Genomic DNA, 18961 nt, shown 5'->3' with positions numbered 1-18961 from the left:
AAAATATTTATCCTAATTATCATGTACTTCAAACTCTTCTTTTGGCATTTTTGATGCTGGACCATAAGGATTTGAAGTTTTATTTATATTTATTTGTTGAGTTGGATAAGCTATATGTATATCATCCTCTTTCATTAAAGCTTCAAGTATTTCAGCACAAATAGTACTTCTTAAAACAAGAGCTGCAAAAGAGTTTGTAAGATACCAACCAGAAATAACCATTCCATATGGTTCTATTAGAGTAAATACTCGTGGTTCAACTCCAGTTGCTCTAAGTTGATATTTATTTCTCATTTTTGAAAGCTGTTTTCTTGTAATATCACTATAACCTTTTGAATAGTGTTTTAAGATGTCTCTAATAATCTTTTGAGCTTTTTTAAAATTTGAATCAAAAGTTAAAGTTATGTCAATTCCATCCCAAACTGTTTTTAATTCACTATGGCTATAATTTGCAATAAGTTCAGAAAAAATATAGTTATTTGGTACAAAGAAAATTCTTCCAGCTCTTCTATTTTTCATATATGAAACCAGTGTAACATCTTCTTTTATAGTAATTTTAAATAAAGAAATATCTAAAACATCTCCAACAGTTTCTACATCTCCTTTTGTAACACGAATTCTATCTCCAACTTGAATAAAACCAGAAGTTACAATAACCAACCAACCAAAAATAGACATAAACCAATCTTTTAAAGCAATAGCAATACCAGCAGATGCAAATCCTAAGATTGTTACAAGATATGAAACATTATCAATATAAGAGAAAAGGAGAAGCATTAAAACTAAAAAAGCCAATGTGAAATTTATAATTTTATTTACCATATAATAATTTTCATTCTGAGAAAAATATCTTTTTAGTGTTAATTTAACTAAAAATGAAACTATAAGCATAATTACAATAATGGCAAATATCAAAAGTATTTTTTGTACTTGTTGAGATATTTGATTTTTTATCTCTAAAATAACCTGCTCAATCTTTCTTCCATAAACCTCTTGCGTTGTACTTACAATGTCTAAAACAATCTCAAAATCTCTTTTTTGTTTATCTAAAAATACTATTTTTTCTTTATACTCATCTTTTGGCTCTAAAACATATAGATTTCTATAGCTATCAAGCTCTTCTTGAATATTTTTTGATAAAACTTCTAATTGTGCTTCTAAACTAGTAAATTGTTGTTTACTATCTTCCATCTTTTTTATACTTGATAAAGCATTAATTATTCCAAAAGGATTTGTAATTTTTTCAACTATTTCAATTTCTGGTGGATTTATCAAACTTCCTATTGGTGAACCTTTATATTCACTTATCAACTCTAGTTCATTCTCTTTTACTCTAATTTTATTTAAAAGTTGATACTCAAGCTCATCACTTAAATGGTTTTTTCTCTTTAAACTATCTTTTAGTTGCTCTAAATCAGCTGATATTTTACTATACGATAGATAATTTGAGTATCTTTTCAAAAGAATATTATCTTTAAATCCAGACTCTATCTTATTTATTTTCTCCAATAAGATATTTGCTTCAACCATATTTTCAATATCTAAAATATTTTCATCTTTTTTTTGACTATTTTTTGAAGAACCTTTTTTTTGATCTACTTTTTCTATTTTTGTATCATTTGTGTTCTCTTGATTTGCATTTAAAACTGTAGTACCAACTAGAAAAAGTATTAAAATAAATATCTTTTTAAACAATTAAAATCCTTTTAAAATTTCAATAACATCATCTTTTTTTATCTCATCTGTAATTTTACAATCACCAATTCCAAGAGGTAAAATAAATTTAATCTTACTATTACTAGACTTTTTGTCCAAGAAAAAATGCTCATAAAAATCTTCAACATCACTTATTTTAAAAGTTGTTGGAATATCATATTTTTTAAGTAAATTTTCTACTCTTTTTTCATCTTCCTTACTCATAAAACCAAGTTTAACAGCTAGAGAATTTGCCATACACATTCCAATTCCAACAGCTTCACCATGAAGATATGTTTTATAATTTGTAATATTTTCTATAACATGTCCAAAAGTGTGCCCATAATTTAATGCAGCTCTTAATCCTTGCTCTTTCTCATCAACACTTACCACATAAGCTTTTGTTTGTACTGATTTTTGTATAGCTACATCAATATTTTTTTCATCTCTTAAATCATTATTTTCAAGCCAACTAAAAAAATCTTTATTGAAACAAACAGCCATTTTTATAATTTCAGAAATTCCAGCTCCTAACTCTCTTTTTGGAAGAGTTTTTAAAAAGTATGAATCAATATAAACAGCTTTTGGCTGATGAAAAGTTCCTACTAGGTTTTTTCCATATTTGTTATTTATTCCTGTTTTTCCACCAACACTTGCATCTACTTGTGATAAAAGTGTAGTTGGAATTTGAATAAAATCAATTCCTCTTTGATAAATTGATGCAGCAAAACCAGTCATATCTCCAATTACACCGCCACCAAAGGCAATAAGAAGAGATTTTCTATCAAGTTTTGCTTCAAAGCATGAACTTAAAATATCTTCTAAAGTTTGCATATTTTTATACTCTTCACCATCTTTGATTGTGCAAACAAATAGCTCTTTTGCTGTTAATTTCGATTTTAAATACTCTAAATGAAAACCAGCAACCGTAGGATTGGTAACAACAACAACTTTTCTATCAAAGCTCAAAGCTTTTAATTTTTCGATATAAATTTCGTATGAATTATCATTTGTTAAGTCTATTTTTACAATCATAATTTATCTTTCATTTGATATAAGTAGAAATAGATATTAACCAAAAAAAGCTAAAAAAAGCCTTTTTTTGGTCAAATAGTAGTTTCTATAATTTTGACATAACAGCACCAGAAATTGCATTTATTCCTATCTCTTCTAAAGTTTTTATCTCTTCAATTTCATCAACACTTGTAGCAACAATTTTAATATCTAAAGACTGAGTAAGTATTTTTAACATATTTAAGCTCTGTCTTGATTCAAGCAAGAAGAATTTAGAAGCTTTAATATAAAGTGGTCTTAACTCTTTTAAATAGTTATAATCATCACTATTTGCAATAAAATTAAATATAGCAAAGTTAAAACCAAACTCTTTAAATAGTGAAATATACATCAAAGTACTATTGAAATTTTTATTAAATGCTTCTTCTTCAATTTCAAAAATAATATTTTTTGAGATATGTTTATATTTATTTAATAACTCTTTTAGATTTGCATAACTACTTAATTTTTCTATAAATAAAGTAGGAAGTTGTATTGATAAAAACTCATTTGCTTTATTTTGTTTGAAAACTTTTTCAATTATATGCAAATATACTTCATCTAATCTATTTTGTTCTAAAACAGAAGCTATAAATTCACCATATCTAATAGTCTCTCCTTTAAAATCAAGCTCAAAACTAATAGTTTTCAAATACTCTTCTTTTGAATTAATATCAACAATATCTCTATGAATAAGTCTAAAAAACTCCTCTTTTAAAGAGACATTTAATATATTTATCCACTCTTCTTTTGTTTTAATATTTTCCATATGAGTTACATAAAAATAATCTTTATCACTATTTACTTTTGCTTGAGAAAGTGTATAATCTATCTTAGTAAATAGAGTTCTTAAACTCTCTTCATTTTCATATTTACAAAGACCTATAAAAATATTATCTTCAAGCTCTACTATAGCTTTTAAATCAATTATTAGTTTTTCTAAAGAGTTTTTTATATCATCTTCTTTAGCATTTGGAACAAGTGCTAAAAACTCTGAGCCATTCATTCTAACAACAATATCATGATCTCCATCAAAACTATTTTTTATCTTTGAAGCTAATTTAAATAAAATCTCATTTGTTTTTATAAATCCATAAGTTTTGTTTATTACATCAAGCTTTATTGCAATAGATACTATAAAACCTTTGTTATTTGAGCTATCTTTATCTAAATACTCATTCGCTTTTAATATAAAATACTTTCTATTATTTATTTTTGTTGTTTCATCAAAATAAAGAAGCTCTTTATTTGTCTTTAATACTTCATTTGTATTTTGAAACATTTTCTCAAATTTAGAAATCATGCTATTTATACTAGTTGTTAGAGTTTTAAACTCATCTGTAAAAGGTTTTTCAGTTGAAAGTATAAACTCATTATTCATTACGGCTTTTGCTTGATTATTTATTGTTCTTAATGGCTTTAAAATAAAATTAAAAAATATAGATAAAATAATCATCAAAACAACAAAACTAAACGCCAAAGATTGTAAAAGTTTTATAAACATACTATATGTTTGATTATAGTAAATAGCTCTATCGGCATAAATTTCTAAAACTCCTAAAACATTCCATCCTTCTGAAATACTTGCTAGTGCTGAAATTTCACCAGTATCTACAATATTGATAAACCAATGCGGTATCTCATCACTTATTATTAAATCTTTTTTTAATTCATAAACTATCTCATCATTAATATTTTTAAACACAATTTTTTCATAATTTCCATTATCAAAAGCTGCATTCATAACTGTTTTTATAGTTCCTTCATCAACTCCTGCATTTGTTATTGATAAACTAGTACTTGTAACACTATTTTGTACATTTTCATACAAAGATTTTGCAGATGAATCTTTTATAATATTAAAAGATAGACCAATAATAGATACAAAAAGTATCAAAAAGATAAAACCAAGAACGATAGAAACTTGCTTTAATAAACTCATATTTTTTTTCCTTTATAATCTTTAATTAATGTATCCCACTTTCTGTGAGCAGCTGTTTTTTCACCTTTTAAAATATTTGGATTAAAGTTGAAAACTGGTATTAAATCATCTCGTTTTGAAGCTGGTTGTATAGTTTTTCTTATATTATCTAAAACTAATGGCTCAGAACTTGGTGTTTCAAAATATGTCAAAACCATATGTGCTTCATTTGAAGATTTAACTCTAACATAAGATAAAAACATTTTAGAAGTTGGAACTCCTAAATACTCAAGTGCGAGATATTTTGCAATTGCATAATCTTCACAGTCTCCTTTGTCTTTTGCTAAAAATTCATAAGGATTTGCCCAATAATCACTATTGCCATAAACAGTTTGATCGCTCGCATATTTTATACCATTGAAAAAATCATTTACCTTTTCTAGCTTTGTTCTTAAATCAGAGCTTTTGCTTTTTTCCAACATAGTATTTAATGCAATAAATCTATTTTTTGCAAATTTTCCATACTTTTCTTCAACTTTTACAATCAAAGAAGTATCAACAAAATCAGCATTTAGAGTAAAAAACAGTAGAAAAAATAGACTAATTAAAATTTTCATGTATTTATTATATCAAAAAAATAATATATTTTTTTCTTTTCTAAAATATATGCTAAAATCAGAAAAAAATTGAAGGATTTTATATGAAAGAGTTGATTTTAATAAGACATTCAAAATCTAGTTGGGATAATCCATTTTTAGAAGATTTTGATAGACCTTTAAATAAAAGAGGTGAAAAAAATGCACCTTTTATCGCAAAAATCCTAAAACAAAAAGGATTAACTCCTGATTTAATAATCTCTTCACCTTCAAAAAGAACAAAACAGACTTTGGATTTTTTTCTAAAAGAGTTTGATTTTAAAAATGAAATTATCTTTGAAGAGTCGATTTATGAAGCACCATTTGAAAATCTTTTAAAAGTTATAAAAAATATAGATGATAGATATAAAACTATTTTTTTATTTGGACATAATCCTGGACTTAATGATTTAGTAGCTTTTTTACTTGGAAGCTTTGAAGAGAATATTCCTACAAGTGGTGTATTAAAAATAAATTTTGATATAAAAAAGTGGGAAAACATTAAAGAAAAAATTGGAATTTTAGAGTTTTTTATATATCCAAAAATGTTTAATAAATCTTAATTAAAAAGTTTTATTTACGTATTAAAAGATATACAAAAAACGGAGCTCCAATAAAAGCAGTTACAACACCTATTGGTAAGCTTGAAGCGGTTGGTAAAACTCTTGAAATCAAATCACAAAAAACTAAAAAAGTTCCACCAAAAAATAGTGTTGGAAAAAATAGCTTAGTTGCGCTTTGCTTATAGATTAGTTTTACAATATGAGGAATTACAAGCCCTACAAAACCAATAGGTCCTGTAAAACTAATACAAATTCCAACACAAATAGTAATAAACAAAAGTAAAGTCAAAATAATTTTGTTTACATTTAAACCTTTTAAAAAAGCCATATCATTTGAAATAAGAAGTAAATTTATACTATTTTTCATTTTATAAATAAAAAGCAGAAGACAAAATGCCACAAAAGATACAACAAAAGGAGCAAGAAATCCAACTGTATCAAGACTTCCCAAAGTAAATCTTACTATTGAGTAGTTTTCTTGAAGATTACTAATAAAAAATATAAGCATAAGTGCTGAACTATAAAAATACGATAGTGCAATTCCTATTAAAAGCATTGAATTTGTAGAGCTTATAAGCCTTTTTGAGTTTATTTTTTTAGAAATTATAAATAGAATTAAAATAGTAACAAGTGATCCAAAAATACTAGAGAAAAATAGTGGTATCAATGGAAAAAAAACTATAGAAATAGCTGAAAACAGTGTTGTTCCACTTGCAATTCCTAAAGTATATGGAGTTATTAACTCATTTTTAAAAACTATTTGAAAAATTAAACCACCCAAAGCCAAAATTGAACCTACAAAAAATGCCAAAATAACTCTAGGAACTCTTAAATCCCAGAAAACAGTAGATAAACTATCATTCAAATAGAAAATATCTTTAATATTTATAGTAATTTCTCCTAAAAAAGGAGATATAAATATAATCAAAATAGCAAAAATATATAATATTTTTTTCATAAATCAAGTACCAAATGCGAATCTAAAAGTTTTAAATTTTCACCATAAAATCTATTTAAATTCTCTTGTATAAAAAATTCACTATGAGAACCAAAAAATTTCAAAGAACCTTTTTTCAAAAATAGTACTTTGAAATCTTTTAAAGCATAAGCAAAATCAAGGTTATGTGTAATTACTATTTTTTGAGATAGTAAGCTTGAATTTAAAATATCAAAAACATCTTTTACTCTATTTAAATCTAAATTTGCAGTTAATTCATCAAAAATTGTAATATTTGCATTGTGTAGTAAAGCACCAGCAAGAAGCAAAAGTTGCTGCTCTCCTGAACTTAAATTTACACAAGAGTTAAATTTTAGATTCTCAAGTTTTAGTAAAGATATAATTTTTTCTATATCTTCTATTTTTTTTTCTTCTATAATTGACAATTTTAAATACTCAAAAACAGTCAAATATTCATCAAATATCTCAAAACGACTAGGAATATAATTTATAGATTTTGCTCTTTGATATGAACTTAAATCTCTTGTATTTTTATTTTCAAAAAAAAGATTAGAAGATGGTAAAAGATTAGATAAAACTTTTGCCAAAGTAGATTTACCTGCTCCATTTTCCCCTAAAATAAGTAGATTTTGACTATTTTCTAAAATAAAAGAAATATCTTTTAAAATAAAATTACTGTAATTTTTTAGTTCTAACATCTTCTAAAATACCTTTAAAATCATCTATAAAATATTTTATTCTATGACTTGGAATACCTGAATATAATTTATCTATTATATAGACATTTTTCTTTTTACTTGCATTTATTGGTAGTTTTTCCCACATTTTTATATATTTTTCTTTAGATTTTTCATCATTTTCTAAAAATGGAGCCAATAAAATAATAATATCTGGATTTAAAGTGATTAATTTTTCACTATTTATTGAAGGTTGTGATTTTAAACTAGATTGATAAGCATTAACATTATTACTAGATTTTATAATATCTTCAAAATATATAAAATTTCCTGCTACAAAAATCTGATTAGATAGCGTGTTTTGTGGACTTATTACTATAAGAATTTTTTTATTTTCTATAATATTTTTCAAAGATTCTAAACTATTTTCTATCTGATTATTTAGATTTTTTGCTTCTTCCTTTTTATTAAAAACTTCACCTAAATCTTTTATTGTAAACTTAATATCTTCTAAACTATTTGTTTTATAAACCAAAGTTTTAAAATTTAAATCTTTTAAACTTTGGTTTAATTTTTTATCATAATCTTGATTTAATATAATAGTTGGATTTAAGTTCACAACCTTTTCTAAACTAACACTTCCATATCCTCCAACTTTTTGAATATTTTTTGACTCAATAGGAAAATCACAAAACTCTGTATTTGCAATAATTTTATTGCCTAAACCTAAGGCGAAAGCTATCTCATTTATTGCTGGACTTAAAGTGATAATTCTCTCATTTGCATCTAAAATATTTAAACAAAGTAGAAAATATAGTACTTTTTTCATCTTAGAAACTAGCCTTCAATCCAACAAATGCTGCTCTTTGGCTTGTTGCATAGCCATCAACTATTTGATAATCTTTATTTAAAATATTATCAAGCTTTAAATAAGTAGAGAAGTTTTTGCTAATATCATAATCAACAACAGCATTCCAAACTGTATAGTTTCCAGTTTTTACATCTGGTTTATTATAATCAAAATTAACACTCTGTCTTGTTCCTATATATTCACCATTTATATTAAAGTGAAAATCTTTTAAACCATAATAATCAACTCCAAAATTAAACTTATTGCTAGGTCTATTTTGAAGTTTTTTATCTTTTGAATCTTTTGCGCTAAGATTTGTATAGTTTAAATTTATAAAAACATCTTCAATTATAGAGTTTTTATAAGCAATTTCAGTTCCCTTAAATTTACTATCTCCTTCGATATTTTTATATTTCCAAGATGTACTTGCATTTGATACCATTAAATTATTAACTTTTGTATTAAAGTACGTTACAGAAAAACCTTTGTATTCAAACCCAACATCATAAGATTTTGTTTTTTCAGGATTTAAGTCTGGATTTCCACCCCAAGATGTTTTATATAATTGTATAAAAGAAGGCGTATTATATCCTGTACCATAGTTTGAACTAATATTTAACTCATCTATAATATATTGTTTAATTCCTATTTTTCCTGTTGTTTTATTATCAAAATCACTGTATTTGTCATATCTTAAAGCCTGTGAAAGTATTGTTTTATCGCTAAAAAACTTATTTGTATTTGTAAAATAAATAGCTTTACTATTATATTTTCTATTGATATCTTCTTTATCTTCAAAGTCTTTATACTCTGCTCCAACTGTAAGTGACGAAGAGTCTTCTAAGTATGGAATAGTTGATTTAATACCATATTCTTTTATATCTGTTTTATTTTTAGAATCATTAAATCCAACCTCAGTTTTAGTTTCATTTTTAAATCTTGAATAGTTTGTATAAATATTTGTAGTTGCAAAAATATTTTTATTTTCATAATTTAAACTTGCTATACTATTTCTAGTTTTTGTTTCAGCTTTTGAGTTTGCAGAAGCTATGATATCAGGGTTATAACTAGCATCTGAAAGCATATCATCAAACTTTGTTTTTGCATCAACTATTCCATAACTAGCACTTAATCTATTATTATCATCAAAGTTGTATCCTAATTTTAAATCTACTGTTGTATTTTTATATCCATCATCTTCATATTTTTTTGCTTCATTACTTTTTGGTGAAATGGCTGAAAATCCATCTGTATCAACTCTAGTTGCACTAAGTTTTGCATCAAAATTTTTATTTTTATGAGAAATTGTAGCCTTTGATATTTTTGAGTCATATCTTCCATATTCAGCGCTTGCATTTCCAAAAGTTCCATCTTTTGCTGATTTTGTAATAATATTTATAACTCCAGCACTAGCATCTGCACCCCAAACACTACTTTGAGCACCTTTTAGAACTTCTATTCTTTCAATATCATTTATCATTAAATGTGCAAAATCAACTGAACCATTATAAGGATTGTTATATCTTATTCCATCGATTAAAACTAAAGTATTTTCACTTTTCATTCCTCTTAAGTAAACTTGACTTAAAGTTCCAATTCCACCATTGCTTGAAATACTAACACCTGATAAACTATTTAAAGCCTCGATAACTGTTTTAAACTTTCTTGACTCAATATCTTCTGCTGTTATAACATCGACATTGGCTGTAACATTTTTTAATTTTTCTTCTGATTTTGTAGCACTTGAAATAGTAATTTCATCCAAAGAGTTTGTTTGTTGTGAGTATAAATTTGTTGCTATTAAAAAGCTTGCAACTAAGCTTATATTTATTTTTTGCATTTTTTTTCCTATATTTATTTATAAATTATTTGTTGAATATTGTTTGATTGGTTTTAGTTCAGTTTTTATTAAACTATTTTTTATGTCTGGTAGTTTTTCTAAATAGTTATCAAATTTTGCATAAAACATATTAAGTTTTGCATTTGATGTTGCCATTAAAATACCAAAAAAGCTAAAATATCTTTTCATTTTTTTCCTCCTTTTTAAATTTTTTTTCTAAATTTTAGATATGACAATTTAGTATTGATTTTGTAGGATCAATAATATATTCATAACCTTTGTACGCTATATATATTCCAAAAATAATTACTAAAATAGAGGCTATTTTTATAAAAATATCTCTTAAATTTGATTGTTTAAAAAATCCAACAAAAAATCCTAAGAAAAATAGTGCTGGAATAGTACTAAGACCAAAAATAAACATAACAACTGCACCCCAAAAAGCACTTCCTGTACTTGCAGCTGTAATTGCAAAAGCATATACAAAACCACAAGGTAAAAGCCCATTTAACATTCCTAGAAGATAGAAACTAAACAAAGAGTTAGATGTTAAAAGATTTTTGAATGTTTTTTGATAAAGTGGTGATTTTGAACAACTATGCTCCAAAATAGTTAAAAATTTTATTTTTCCTAGAAGTGAAAATCCTACAATAGTCATTAAAAAACCAGTTATTAATAAAAAAATTCCACTTGTAGTATTTGAAAAAGTTACAACACCACCAATAAAACCAAAAATAGCCCCCAAAATTGTATAAGTAGTAACTCTTCCAAAAGAGTATAAAAGATGAGCAAAACTTTGAATAGTTTTTGAATATTCACTTTTTATTTTTGTACTAGAATATGCTACAACTATTCCTCCACACATTCCAATGCAGTGTCCAAAAGAACCTAAAAGAGCTATTGATATAATTGAAATAAGGCTAAAAGTCTCCATTAATGTTTATGTTCTTTATGTTGCGGATTTGCCAAAGTCTGTTTTCTTAAAACTCTCAAACTCATCTCTTCAAAATCTATAAAACCATCTTGATTATTTTCATAAGCTCCAAAACCATATCTCATTGGAGTTATTTCATTTGTACTGTAAAAAGCAGCTTTTCCATCTATGTACCTATTTGTGTCTTTACTCTTAACAAAAATTTTAACACTATTTTTAAAATCTTTACTATTTAACCAATTTGCCATTCCACCATGGTCATGAAAAAACCAAGTTTTTCCATCTTTTGAAATTACTTGAGAAGCAAAAGTTAAATCTTGAATAATCATTCCACAATCACTATCTTGATATTTTCCTAAAACTATTTCAAGTGGAGTTTGAGAAATATTACCATCTTTTATTACTACCATTTTTTGCTCTTTCGCCATAGATATAAATATTATTACAATTATTGCAATTATTAAAACAACTGTTAATATTGGTAAAATTTTCTTCATATGTCTCCAAAATATAATAAATTAAGGTAAATTGTATCTTTTTTGGCATAAAAAAAAGCTTTGCAGAGGGAAAAACTGCAAAGCTTATATAATATAAATTCATTTCAAAAAAAGTATAGGATACTATAAAAAAATTGTATTTAATTGTAGGAGGATTCAATACAAATATCCTATAAAAGAATTATAATAGAAGAAATATTAAAATAAGATAAAATTTATCTTATTTAGTAAAAAATGTTTTTAACTTTTTACTAATTTAAAAACTATATAATGTTGAAGCCATTTTAAGGGGTTTTTATGAGAATGATTATTTTTGATATGGATGGAACGCTAATAAATAGTGGACATGCAATAGCAAATACAGTAAATTATGTAAGAGAAAATTTAGGTCTTGAAAAATTTGAACATAATTTTATATTAGAACATGTAAATGATATAAACATAAATAGTGCAGAATTTTTTTATAATCAAAAAGAGTTTACGCCTTTGGTAACAAATCTTTTTGAAGAGTATTACAATAAAAATTGTTTGAATGATTTAGTAATTTATGATGGAATTAAAAATATTCTTGATGATTTTAAAAATGATTTCAAATTTTGTATAGCAACAAATGCAAATTCAAATGCTGCTAAAAAAATGTTATCTCACCTTGAAATAGAGAGATATTTTTCTACAATTTTAGGATACAACGATGTTGCTAAACCAAAACCAAATCCAGATATGGTAAATGTTTTACTTAATAAATATAGTACAAAAAAAGAGAAAACAAAACTTATTGGTGACTCAAATAAAGATATTGCGGCAGCTATAGGTGCTGGAATTGAAGGTATCTTAGTAAATTGGGGGTTTTCAGACCACAAAGAAGATGCACTAAAAACTGTTTGTGAATTAAGAAAAAAAATTGAAAATGAGTTTTTAAAAGCTTAAAATTTAGAGTTAGAGTTATGATTTATATTCAATCACTCTAAACTCGCCCTCTTTCAAATCATCAACTCTAAAACCAGCAAATTCCAATCTATGAAGCTTTATTACTCTGTTTTTTGTATATGCAAACATTCTTTTAACTTGATGATATTTCCCTTCAACAATCTCTAAATGAACTAAATTATCATTTATAACTTTTAATTTTGCTGGTTTTAATGGCTTGTCTTCACCATTTAAAACTACTATTCCACTTTCAAAAATCTCTTTCTCATCACCTTTTAGTGAATTTTGTAAAGTTACTTCATATATCTTTTTTACATCTTTTTTTGGACTTGTGAGCTTGTGATTTAACTCTCCATCATCTGTTAATAAAATAGCTCCTGTTGTATCAATATCTAGCCTTCCAATAGTTGAAATTTTTGGATTTCTATTTTGATATCTTTGTGGTAAAAGTGAATAAATAAGCTTTCCAGAGTCATTGTGAGAACAAATAACATTAGAAGGTTTATTCATCAATATTGTTATTTTTTCACTATCAAGCTTTTCATCATTTACACTAATTTCATTATGTTTTGCTTTTAAACTTGGATTAAATACCCTATTTTCATTTATAAAAACACTATTCATTTTTAAAAATTTTCTAGCTTCACTTCTAGTACAATATCCCAAACTTGATAAATAAGCATCTACTCTTTTCATATTAAACCTCTTAAAAATTGGATATTAACATAATTTTAAATAAAATGCCAAAATGAAATTACTTGATAAAAAAGAAAAAATCTGGCTTTTAGATGATGAAAATTTCAATTTTCCAAAATTAGAACAAATGGGTGGTGATTTAGTTGCAATTGGTGGTGATTTTCATCCACAAAGATTGCTTAATGCCTATGAAAATGGTTTATTTCCTTGGTTTATTGATGATTACAATTATATAAATTGGTATAGCCCACAAAAAAGAATGATTTTGTATCCAAATGATTTAAAAGTATCAAAAAGCCTAAAAAAATCAATCAAAAATAGAGGTTTTGAAATAAAATCAAACACAAATTTTGAAAATGTTATAAGAAATTGTCAAAAAGTAAAAAGAAAGCACGAAAATGATACATGGATAGATGATAATTTTATACAAGCATATAACCTAATGCACAATTTAGAATTTGCAAATAGTATTGAAGTTTATCTAGAAGGAGAGCTTGTAGGTGGGCTTTATGGACTTATAATAAATAATATATTTTGTGGTGAAAGTATGTTTTCTCTTGTAAATGATGCTTCAAAAGTAGCTTTTTTTTATCTTTGTAATTGGGCAAAGGATAATAATATTAAAATTATTGATTGTCAGGTTTACAATAAACATTTGGAGAGTTTAGGAGCTTATGAGATAAGTAGAGAAGAGTATTTTAAAATCTTAAAATCTTAAAAATAGTAATTTTAGATTTTAGATTTCTTTTTCATCAAAAAAAGTACTACTCTTCTTAAAATAAACAAAATTTTATATAAAAAATTTGAAAAAACATTATCATATTTAAAGAAAAAATGTAGTTTTCCCAAAAATGTATCTTTATTTACAACACTATTTAAAAACTTCAAGGCTTTTGAGCCTTGGAAAAAATTATCTTTAAAATTTACTATAAATCCATTGTTAATATCAAATTTTGTATCTATATTTTTATCTTCTCTTACATTCTTTAAAATTAATTCATAGCTATCTTTTAACTTCAAATATCCAACATAACTATTACAAAATGGACACTCTTTATCATAATATATAGTTATTTTTTCCTTAATCATAAAATTTAATTTTGATTAATTATCCATAGCTATTTTAAGATATTTTTCCAACTCTTCTTTTGGTACATTTCCTACAAATTTATGTATAAATTTTCCACTTTTTGAAAATAAAAACATCTCTGGAACTTTTGTAACACCTAGCTCATCTGCTAATTTTTGGTTCTCTTCACCCATTGTAATTGGATAGTTAATTTGATACTCTTTAATAAATTCTTTCATCTGTTCAACTGTTTTTTCATCTTGAAAAAGTACTGAAACAATCTCTAAACTATCAGCATATCTACCTTTTAACTCTCTTAATTTTGGAATTGTTTCAATACAAGGAGGACACCAAGTTGCAAAAATATCTACAATAACTGCTTTTTTACCTTTAAACTCATCAAAATCAAGTCCCTCTTTTGTTGTTTTAAATCCAATAAATTTTTCATCTGTTGTTAATAAAACAAAAGGAGTTGGTTCAAATTCTTTTGTTTCAGCCTCTATTTTTGTTTTTGATAGTGATTTTGCATCAATACTTGAACTACTATCACAAGCTGTAAATAAAAAAACAAAACTACTTAAAACTATAATTAATACTTTTTTCATTCATTCTCCATTTTTGATAACTCTTCTAAAATAACTTTTATTTCATGCTTTTCAAAAAATATATTTCTCGATAGCTCATCATTTACTCTTTTTAGAAACTCTATTTTATTACTTCTTTGTAACTCTTTATTATTTTTTGAATCATTTAAAATTTTTAAAAGAGTAATTTTATATCGATTTATTATGTCTAATTTACTTTGTGTTTTTTTTAATATATTTTTATTTGTAAAATATATAAATAAAACAACTAAAATAATAGTTAAAACAGTTGTTCCTAAATACTCCATTATTTATAAATCTCTTTTTCTACTAAATCAAATAGAGCTTTTTGCGATAAAGAATTTAATAAAACTCCATTTACAAAAAGTGTTGGCGTTCCTCTTACTCCTAAAGCTGTTGCATCAGCCCTATCTTGCGCAATAATTTCATCGATTTTTTGATTATTCATATCAATTTTTAACTTTTCGATATCCAAATCTGGAATCTCTTTTAAAAATTGCCATAAAAGCTCTGGTTTATCAACAGAAGCATAGTGAGAAGCCCATAAAGAATGTTTTTCAAATATCATATTTAAAACATCTTCATATTTACCTTGAATTCTTGCTGCTTCTAACATTTGAATTGTAAGTCTAGAATTTTTATGATTATCCAAATATTTTACAACAATTTGAATATCTTTGTAATACTCTTTATATAACTTTTTTACAACTTCAGAATATATAGCACATGATTCACATTCAGGATCTAAAAACTCAACTACACTAATATTTTTTTGATTATCACCCATTTTATAAGAATAATCTCTTAAAAGTAGTTCATTTATATTTGGATTTGTAGCTACTTGCTCAACTTTTTGCTCACTTTTATAAAAAAATGAAAATCCAATAAAAAGTGCTAAAACCAAAACTAAAGAACCTAAAACCAATACCTTATTTTGCATATAATTTTCCTTCAAAAAATTTTATAAAACTCTAACTTAGAAAAGATAACAAAAGATTAAGAAACTCTTTTTTTATGAGCTATTAATAGGATAAAAATAGTCAAAAAAGCGACAAATGAAAGTAAAGGAATCGTAATAAATCCAAAATAGTTCAAATAATCAACACTGCAAGGTACACCATTAACACAAGGAGAGAGAGTTTCAGGAATTATTTTTAAAATCAATAAATTGTGATAAATTGAGATAAACAAACCAACAATCACAAGTGGAAAACTATATTTAAAAACTTTATCATCTGGATATAATAAATTAATTAAAAATATAAAAACTAATGGATACATAAAAATTCTTTGATACCAACACAAACTACAAGGAACAAAATGCATAATTTCAGAGAAAAAAAGACTTCCTAATGTAGCAAATAAAGAAATAATAAAAGCAAAAAATATGTAATTCAAAACAAAAATCCTTTTTAAATTCAAATAAGTTTTATTCTATCAAAATAATGTTAATATTCGCATATTTTTTGTAGAAGGATTTTATTTGAGATATATTATCTTAGGGCTTATTATGGCTGGACTTTTCCAAGTCTTTTTTTGGTTATCAAGAGATAACTTAGTAACACTAAATGAAAACTCGTTTGAAAAAATCGAATCATTGTCATATTCACCATTTGAAGGATATGATAAAAATTTACTTTCAAGCGAACAAATTGCTTATGATGTAAATTTATTTGAAAATTTTACGAACAAACTTAGAACTTATGGAACTTTGGAAGCTTATAAAATACTTAACTCTAGTAAAGATTCAAATCTTCCTATTGATTTAGGACTTTGGATAGGTGGTGATTTAGAAGAAAATAATCTTGAAATCCAAAGAGCATTAGAAATTTTAAAAGAGTATCCAAATAGAATTCAATCTGTAATAGTAGGAAATGAGGTACTTTTAAGAAAAGAACTTGAGCCTTTGGAGCTATATGCTTACATTGATTTTATGAAAACTCACACAAAAAAGCCTGTAACATCTGCAGAAACTTGGGATATATGGGAAAAACATCCAGAATTAGCTAGTCATGTTGATTTCTTAACTATTCATATTTTACCATATTGGGAAAAAGTTCCAATAGAAAGATACAATGAATTTATTATTGAAAAATATACACTAGTTGAAGATCTTTTTCCAAATAGAAAAATAGTGATTGGTGAGACAGGATGGCCTAGCCATGGATACAACAATAATAGTGCAATTCCTAGTATCAAAAATCAAGCACAAGCTATAAGAGGTTTTGTAAATCTAGCTCATGAAAAAGGTTGGCATTACAATATAATTGAAGCTTTAGATCAACCTTGGAAAGGTTATGATGAAGGAAATGTTGGACAATATTGGGGAATTTTTACAACTTCTAGAGCTTTAAAATTTCAATTAGCTGGTGAAGTTGAATTAAATCAATATTGGTTTTATCAAATGATTGCTGCGATTATTATTGGAGCATTATTGACACTTTTTGGGTTAAAAAATCAAAGAGTAAATATTAGCCATGCTTTTGCTTATGCAATTGCTGCCCAAGGTATGGCATTTGGTATTGTAATGGCTGCAATATACCCATTTGTAAACTATATGAATTTTGGAATGTGGATTATGTGGGGAATGGGAAGTTTTCTTATGATTCCTCTTGTAATCATAACTTTAGCAAAAGCAAATGAACTATTTAGAAGCTCTATTGGAGTTCAGCCATCAAGACTAGTTCCTCTTGATTTAAAATCACAAAATGCACCACTTGTATCTATTCATGTTCCTGCATACAAAGAACAACCTCATGTTTTGGCTGAAACTTTAGAGAGTTTATCAAAACTTACATATCCAAACTATGAAGTTTTGGTTATTATAAATAATACTCCTGAAGATTTTTATAAAACTCCAATAAAAGAGCTTTGTGAAAAATTGGGAGATAAGTTTAAATATCTTGATATTAAATGTACTGGATTTAAAGCTGGAGCTTTAAATACAGCACTTGAATACACTTCAAAAGATGCACAAATTATTGCAGTTATAGATGCTGATTATAAAGTTGAATCTCCTTGGCTTGTAGATTTAGTTCCACTATTTGATGACCCAAAAGTTGCAATTGTTCAAGCTCCACAAGATCATAGAGATGGTGATGAGAGTATTATCAAAAAAGCTATGAATGCAGAATATGCTGGTTTCTTTGATATTGGTATGGTTGATAGAAATGAAGAAAATGCTATCGTTGTTCATGGAACAATGGTTATGGTAAGACTTAGTGCTATGATGGAAGTTGGTGGTTGGGGAACTGACACTATTGTTGAAGATAGTGAATTAGGGCTTAGACTATTTGAAGCTGGATATATTGCGCACTATACAAATAGAAGATATGGATTTGGGCTTTTACCAGATACTGTTGAAGCATTTAAAACTCAAAGACATAGATGGGCTTATGGAGCTATTCAGATTCTTAAAAAACATTGGAGAGAGTTTAAACCTGGTTCAAAAAGATTAAGTCCTGCTCAAAAAAATAAATTTGTTACAGGTTGGTTTTTCTGGTTAAGTGATGCTATGGGTCCAATTATGGCTGTTATGAATATTATTTGGGTTCCTGTAATAATCTTTGTTGGTGTTACAATTCCTACAATTCCTCTTACTATTCCTATTATTACGGCATTTATAGTAAATATTTTGCATACATTTATACTTTATAGAACAAAAGTAAAAGCTAGCTTTAAAGATATTCTTCTTAGTTCTATAGCTTCAATGAGTTTACAATTAATAATATTTAAAGCTGTATTTGATGGATTTATCAAAGATGGATTACCATTTAAAAGAACAGAAAAAGGTGGAAAAGCTAAAAAAAGTGCAAATCCAATAAAATATGAAACTATTTTATGTATTTTACTTTTAACTGCATTTGTATCTTTAATATACACAAATAAATCTGGAATTACAGAGATTTATGTATTTGCAGCAACAATATTTATTCAAACTATTCCTTACATCTCTGCAATTATTATGAGAATATTGGAACTTTACTCTTTAAAAAACCAAAAAGCTTAATAGCTTTTTGGTTTTTATAAAATAAATCTTTT

At 25.7% G+C, this 18961-nt stretch carries 21 protein-coding genes; 4 read left to right on the top strand and 17 right to left on the bottom strand.

Annotated features, from left to right (window positions below; all coding sequences use genetic code 11):
• Positions 1-12: 12 nt before the first annotated feature.
• The 4 genes from ACRYA_RS04705 to ACRYA_RS04690 all read right to left on the bottom strand — a co-directional run bounded on the left by ACRYA_RS04705 (position 13) and on the right by ACRYA_RS04690 (position 5286).
• Positions 13-1695, bottom strand: a complete 1683-nt coding sequence (locus tag ACRYA_RS04705; RefSeq protein WP_228199788.1) for a mechanosensitive ion channel family protein — start codon at positions 1693-1695, stop codon at positions 13-15.
• On the bottom strand, positions 1696-2730 hold the full coding sequence (gene aroB, locus ACRYA_RS04700) for a 3-dehydroquinate synthase (protein ID WP_105917413.1): 1035 nt from the start codon (positions 2728-2730) through the stop codon (positions 1696-1698).
• 85 nt (positions 2731-2815) lie between these two features.
• Positions 2816-4690 carry a bifunctional diguanylate cyclase/phosphodiesterase gene (locus ACRYA_RS04695; RefSeq protein ID WP_105917412.1) on the bottom strand — a complete coding sequence of 625 codons (1875 nt, stop codon included), beginning with the start codon at positions 4688-4690 and terminating at the stop codon, positions 2816-2818.
• Entirely contained in the window at positions 4687-5286 is a 600-nt protein-coding gene (locus ACRYA_RS04690) for a transglutaminase-like cysteine peptidase (RefSeq protein WP_105917411.1), read from the bottom strand. Before ACRYA_RS04690 ends, ACRYA_RS04695 begins: the two co-directional genes overlap by 4 nt.
• A gap of 83 nt (positions 5287-5369) precedes the next feature.
• On the opposite strand from ACRYA_RS04690, the gene ACRYA_RS04685 reads away from it, so the two are divergent.
• Positions 5370-5867: a SixA phosphatase family protein gene (locus ACRYA_RS04685; RefSeq protein WP_105917410.1), complete on the top strand. Its 498-nt coding sequence runs from the start codon at positions 5370-5372 to the stop codon at positions 5865-5867.
• Between the two features lie 10 nt (positions 5868-5877).
• Here ACRYA_RS04685 and ACRYA_RS04680 read toward each other — a convergent pair whose 3' ends face one another.
• The 7 genes from ACRYA_RS04680 to ACRYA_RS04655 are packed head-to-tail and all read right to left on the bottom strand — an operon-like array spanning position 5878 to position 11623.
• Complete coding sequence (locus ACRYA_RS04680) at positions 5878-6825, bottom strand: FecCD family ABC transporter permease (protein WP_105917409.1); 948 nt, start codon at positions 6823-6825, stop codon at positions 5878-5880.
• Positions 6822-7523 carry an ATP-binding cassette domain-containing protein gene (locus ACRYA_RS04675; RefSeq protein ID WP_105917408.1) on the bottom strand — a complete coding sequence of 234 codons (702 nt, stop codon included), beginning with the start codon at positions 7521-7523 and terminating at the stop codon, positions 6822-6824. Before ACRYA_RS04675 ends, ACRYA_RS04680 begins: the two co-directional genes overlap by 4 nt.
• Positions 7498-8331 (bottom strand): ABC transporter substrate-binding protein, encoded by an 834-nt coding sequence (locus ACRYA_RS04670; RefSeq protein WP_105917407.1) that lies wholly within the window; start codon positions 8329-8331, stop codon positions 7498-7500. Before ACRYA_RS04670 ends, ACRYA_RS04675 begins: the two co-directional genes overlap by 26 nt.
• Before the next feature lies 1 nt (position 8332).
• A complete protein-coding gene (locus tag ACRYA_RS04665; RefSeq protein ID WP_105917406.1) occupies positions 8333-10192 on the bottom strand; it encodes a TonB-dependent receptor plug domain-containing protein in 1860 nt (619 codons plus the stop codon).
• Between the two features lie 18 nt (positions 10193-10210).
• Positions 10211-10381, bottom strand: a complete 171-nt coding sequence (locus ACRYA_RS10745) for a hypothetical protein (protein WP_165786081.1) — start codon at positions 10379-10381, stop codon at positions 10211-10213.
• A gap of 34 nt (positions 10382-10415) precedes the next feature.
• Positions 10416-11126: a sulfite exporter TauE/SafE family protein gene (locus ACRYA_RS04660; RefSeq protein ID WP_105917405.1), complete on the bottom strand. Its 711-nt coding sequence runs from the start codon at positions 11124-11126 to the stop codon at positions 10416-10418.
• Positions 11126-11623 (bottom strand): hypothetical protein, encoded by a 498-nt coding sequence (locus tag ACRYA_RS04655; RefSeq protein WP_105917404.1) that lies wholly within the window; start codon positions 11621-11623, stop codon positions 11126-11128. Before ACRYA_RS04655 ends, ACRYA_RS04660 begins: the two co-directional genes overlap by 1 nt.
• Positions 11624-11920: 297 nt before the next feature.
• On the opposite strand from ACRYA_RS04655, the gene ACRYA_RS04650 reads away from it, so the two are divergent.
• Entirely contained in the window at positions 11921-12550 is a 630-nt protein-coding gene (locus ACRYA_RS04650) for an HAD family hydrolase (protein ID WP_105917403.1), read from the top strand.
• 15 nt (positions 12551-12565) lie between these two features.
• Here the strand turns inward: ACRYA_RS04650 and ACRYA_RS04645 are convergent, their stop codons facing one another.
• The gene (locus ACRYA_RS04645; protein WP_105917402.1) at positions 12566-13246 is read right to left on the bottom strand and encodes a pseudouridine synthase; all 681 of its coding nucleotides are present in this window, start codon (positions 13244-13246) and stop codon (positions 12566-12568) included.
• Between the two features lie 52 nt (positions 13247-13298).
• Here ACRYA_RS04645 and aat point away from each other — a divergent pair, with 52 nt between their 5' ends.
• Complete coding sequence (gene aat, locus ACRYA_RS04640; protein WP_105917401.1) at positions 13299-13964, top strand: leucyl/phenylalanyl-tRNA--protein transferase; 666 nt, start codon at positions 13299-13301, stop codon at positions 13962-13964.
• An 11-nt stretch (positions 13965-13975) separates the two neighbouring features.
• Here aat and ACRYA_RS04635 read toward each other — a convergent pair whose 3' ends face one another.
• The 5 genes from ACRYA_RS04635 to ACRYA_RS04615 are packed head-to-tail and all read right to left on the bottom strand — an operon-like array spanning position 13976 to position 16318.
• Positions 13976-14335 carry a thiol-disulfide oxidoreductase DCC family protein gene (locus tag ACRYA_RS04635; protein WP_105917400.1) on the bottom strand — a complete coding sequence of 120 codons (360 nt, stop codon included), beginning with the start codon at positions 14333-14335 and terminating at the stop codon, positions 13976-13978.
• A gap of 15 nt (positions 14336-14350) precedes the next feature.
• Positions 14351-14920, bottom strand: coding sequence for a TlpA family protein disulfide reductase (locus ACRYA_RS04630; protein WP_105917399.1), 570 nt, complete (start codon positions 14918-14920; stop codon positions 14351-14353).
• Complete coding sequence (locus ACRYA_RS04625; protein WP_105917398.1) at positions 14917-15207, bottom strand: hypothetical protein; 291 nt, start codon at positions 15205-15207, stop codon at positions 14917-14919. The genes ACRYA_RS04630 and ACRYA_RS04625 overlap by 4 nt, the downstream gene beginning before the upstream one ends.
• Positions 15207-15860 carry a DsbA family protein gene (locus tag ACRYA_RS04620; protein WP_105917397.1) on the bottom strand — a complete coding sequence of 218 codons (654 nt, stop codon included), beginning with the start codon at positions 15858-15860 and terminating at the stop codon, positions 15207-15209. Before ACRYA_RS04620 ends, ACRYA_RS04625 begins: the two co-directional genes overlap by 1 nt.
• A 56-nt stretch (positions 15861-15916) precedes the next feature.
• Positions 15917-16318, bottom strand: coding sequence for a disulfide oxidoreductase (locus tag ACRYA_RS04615; protein ID WP_105917396.1), 402 nt, complete (start codon positions 16316-16318; stop codon positions 15917-15919).
• A gap of 85 nt (positions 16319-16403) precedes the next feature.
• Here ACRYA_RS04615 and ACRYA_RS04610 point away from each other — a divergent pair, with 85 nt between their 5' ends.
• A complete protein-coding gene (locus ACRYA_RS04610) occupies positions 16404-18929 on the top strand; it encodes a glycosyltransferase family 2 protein (RefSeq protein ID WP_105917395.1) in 2526 nt (841 codons plus the stop codon).
• Positions 18930-18961: the final 32 nt, after the last annotated feature.

Origin of the sequence: Aliarcobacter cryaerophilus ATCC 43158 (assembly GCF_003660105.1) — a bacterium.
Classification (GTDB): Bacteria; Campylobacterota; Campylobacteria; order Campylobacterales; family Arcobacteraceae; genus Aliarcobacter; species Aliarcobacter cryaerophilus.
The sequence above is the reverse complement of the archived record's forward strand: the minus strand, read 5'-3'. Positions and strand labels throughout refer to the sequence as shown.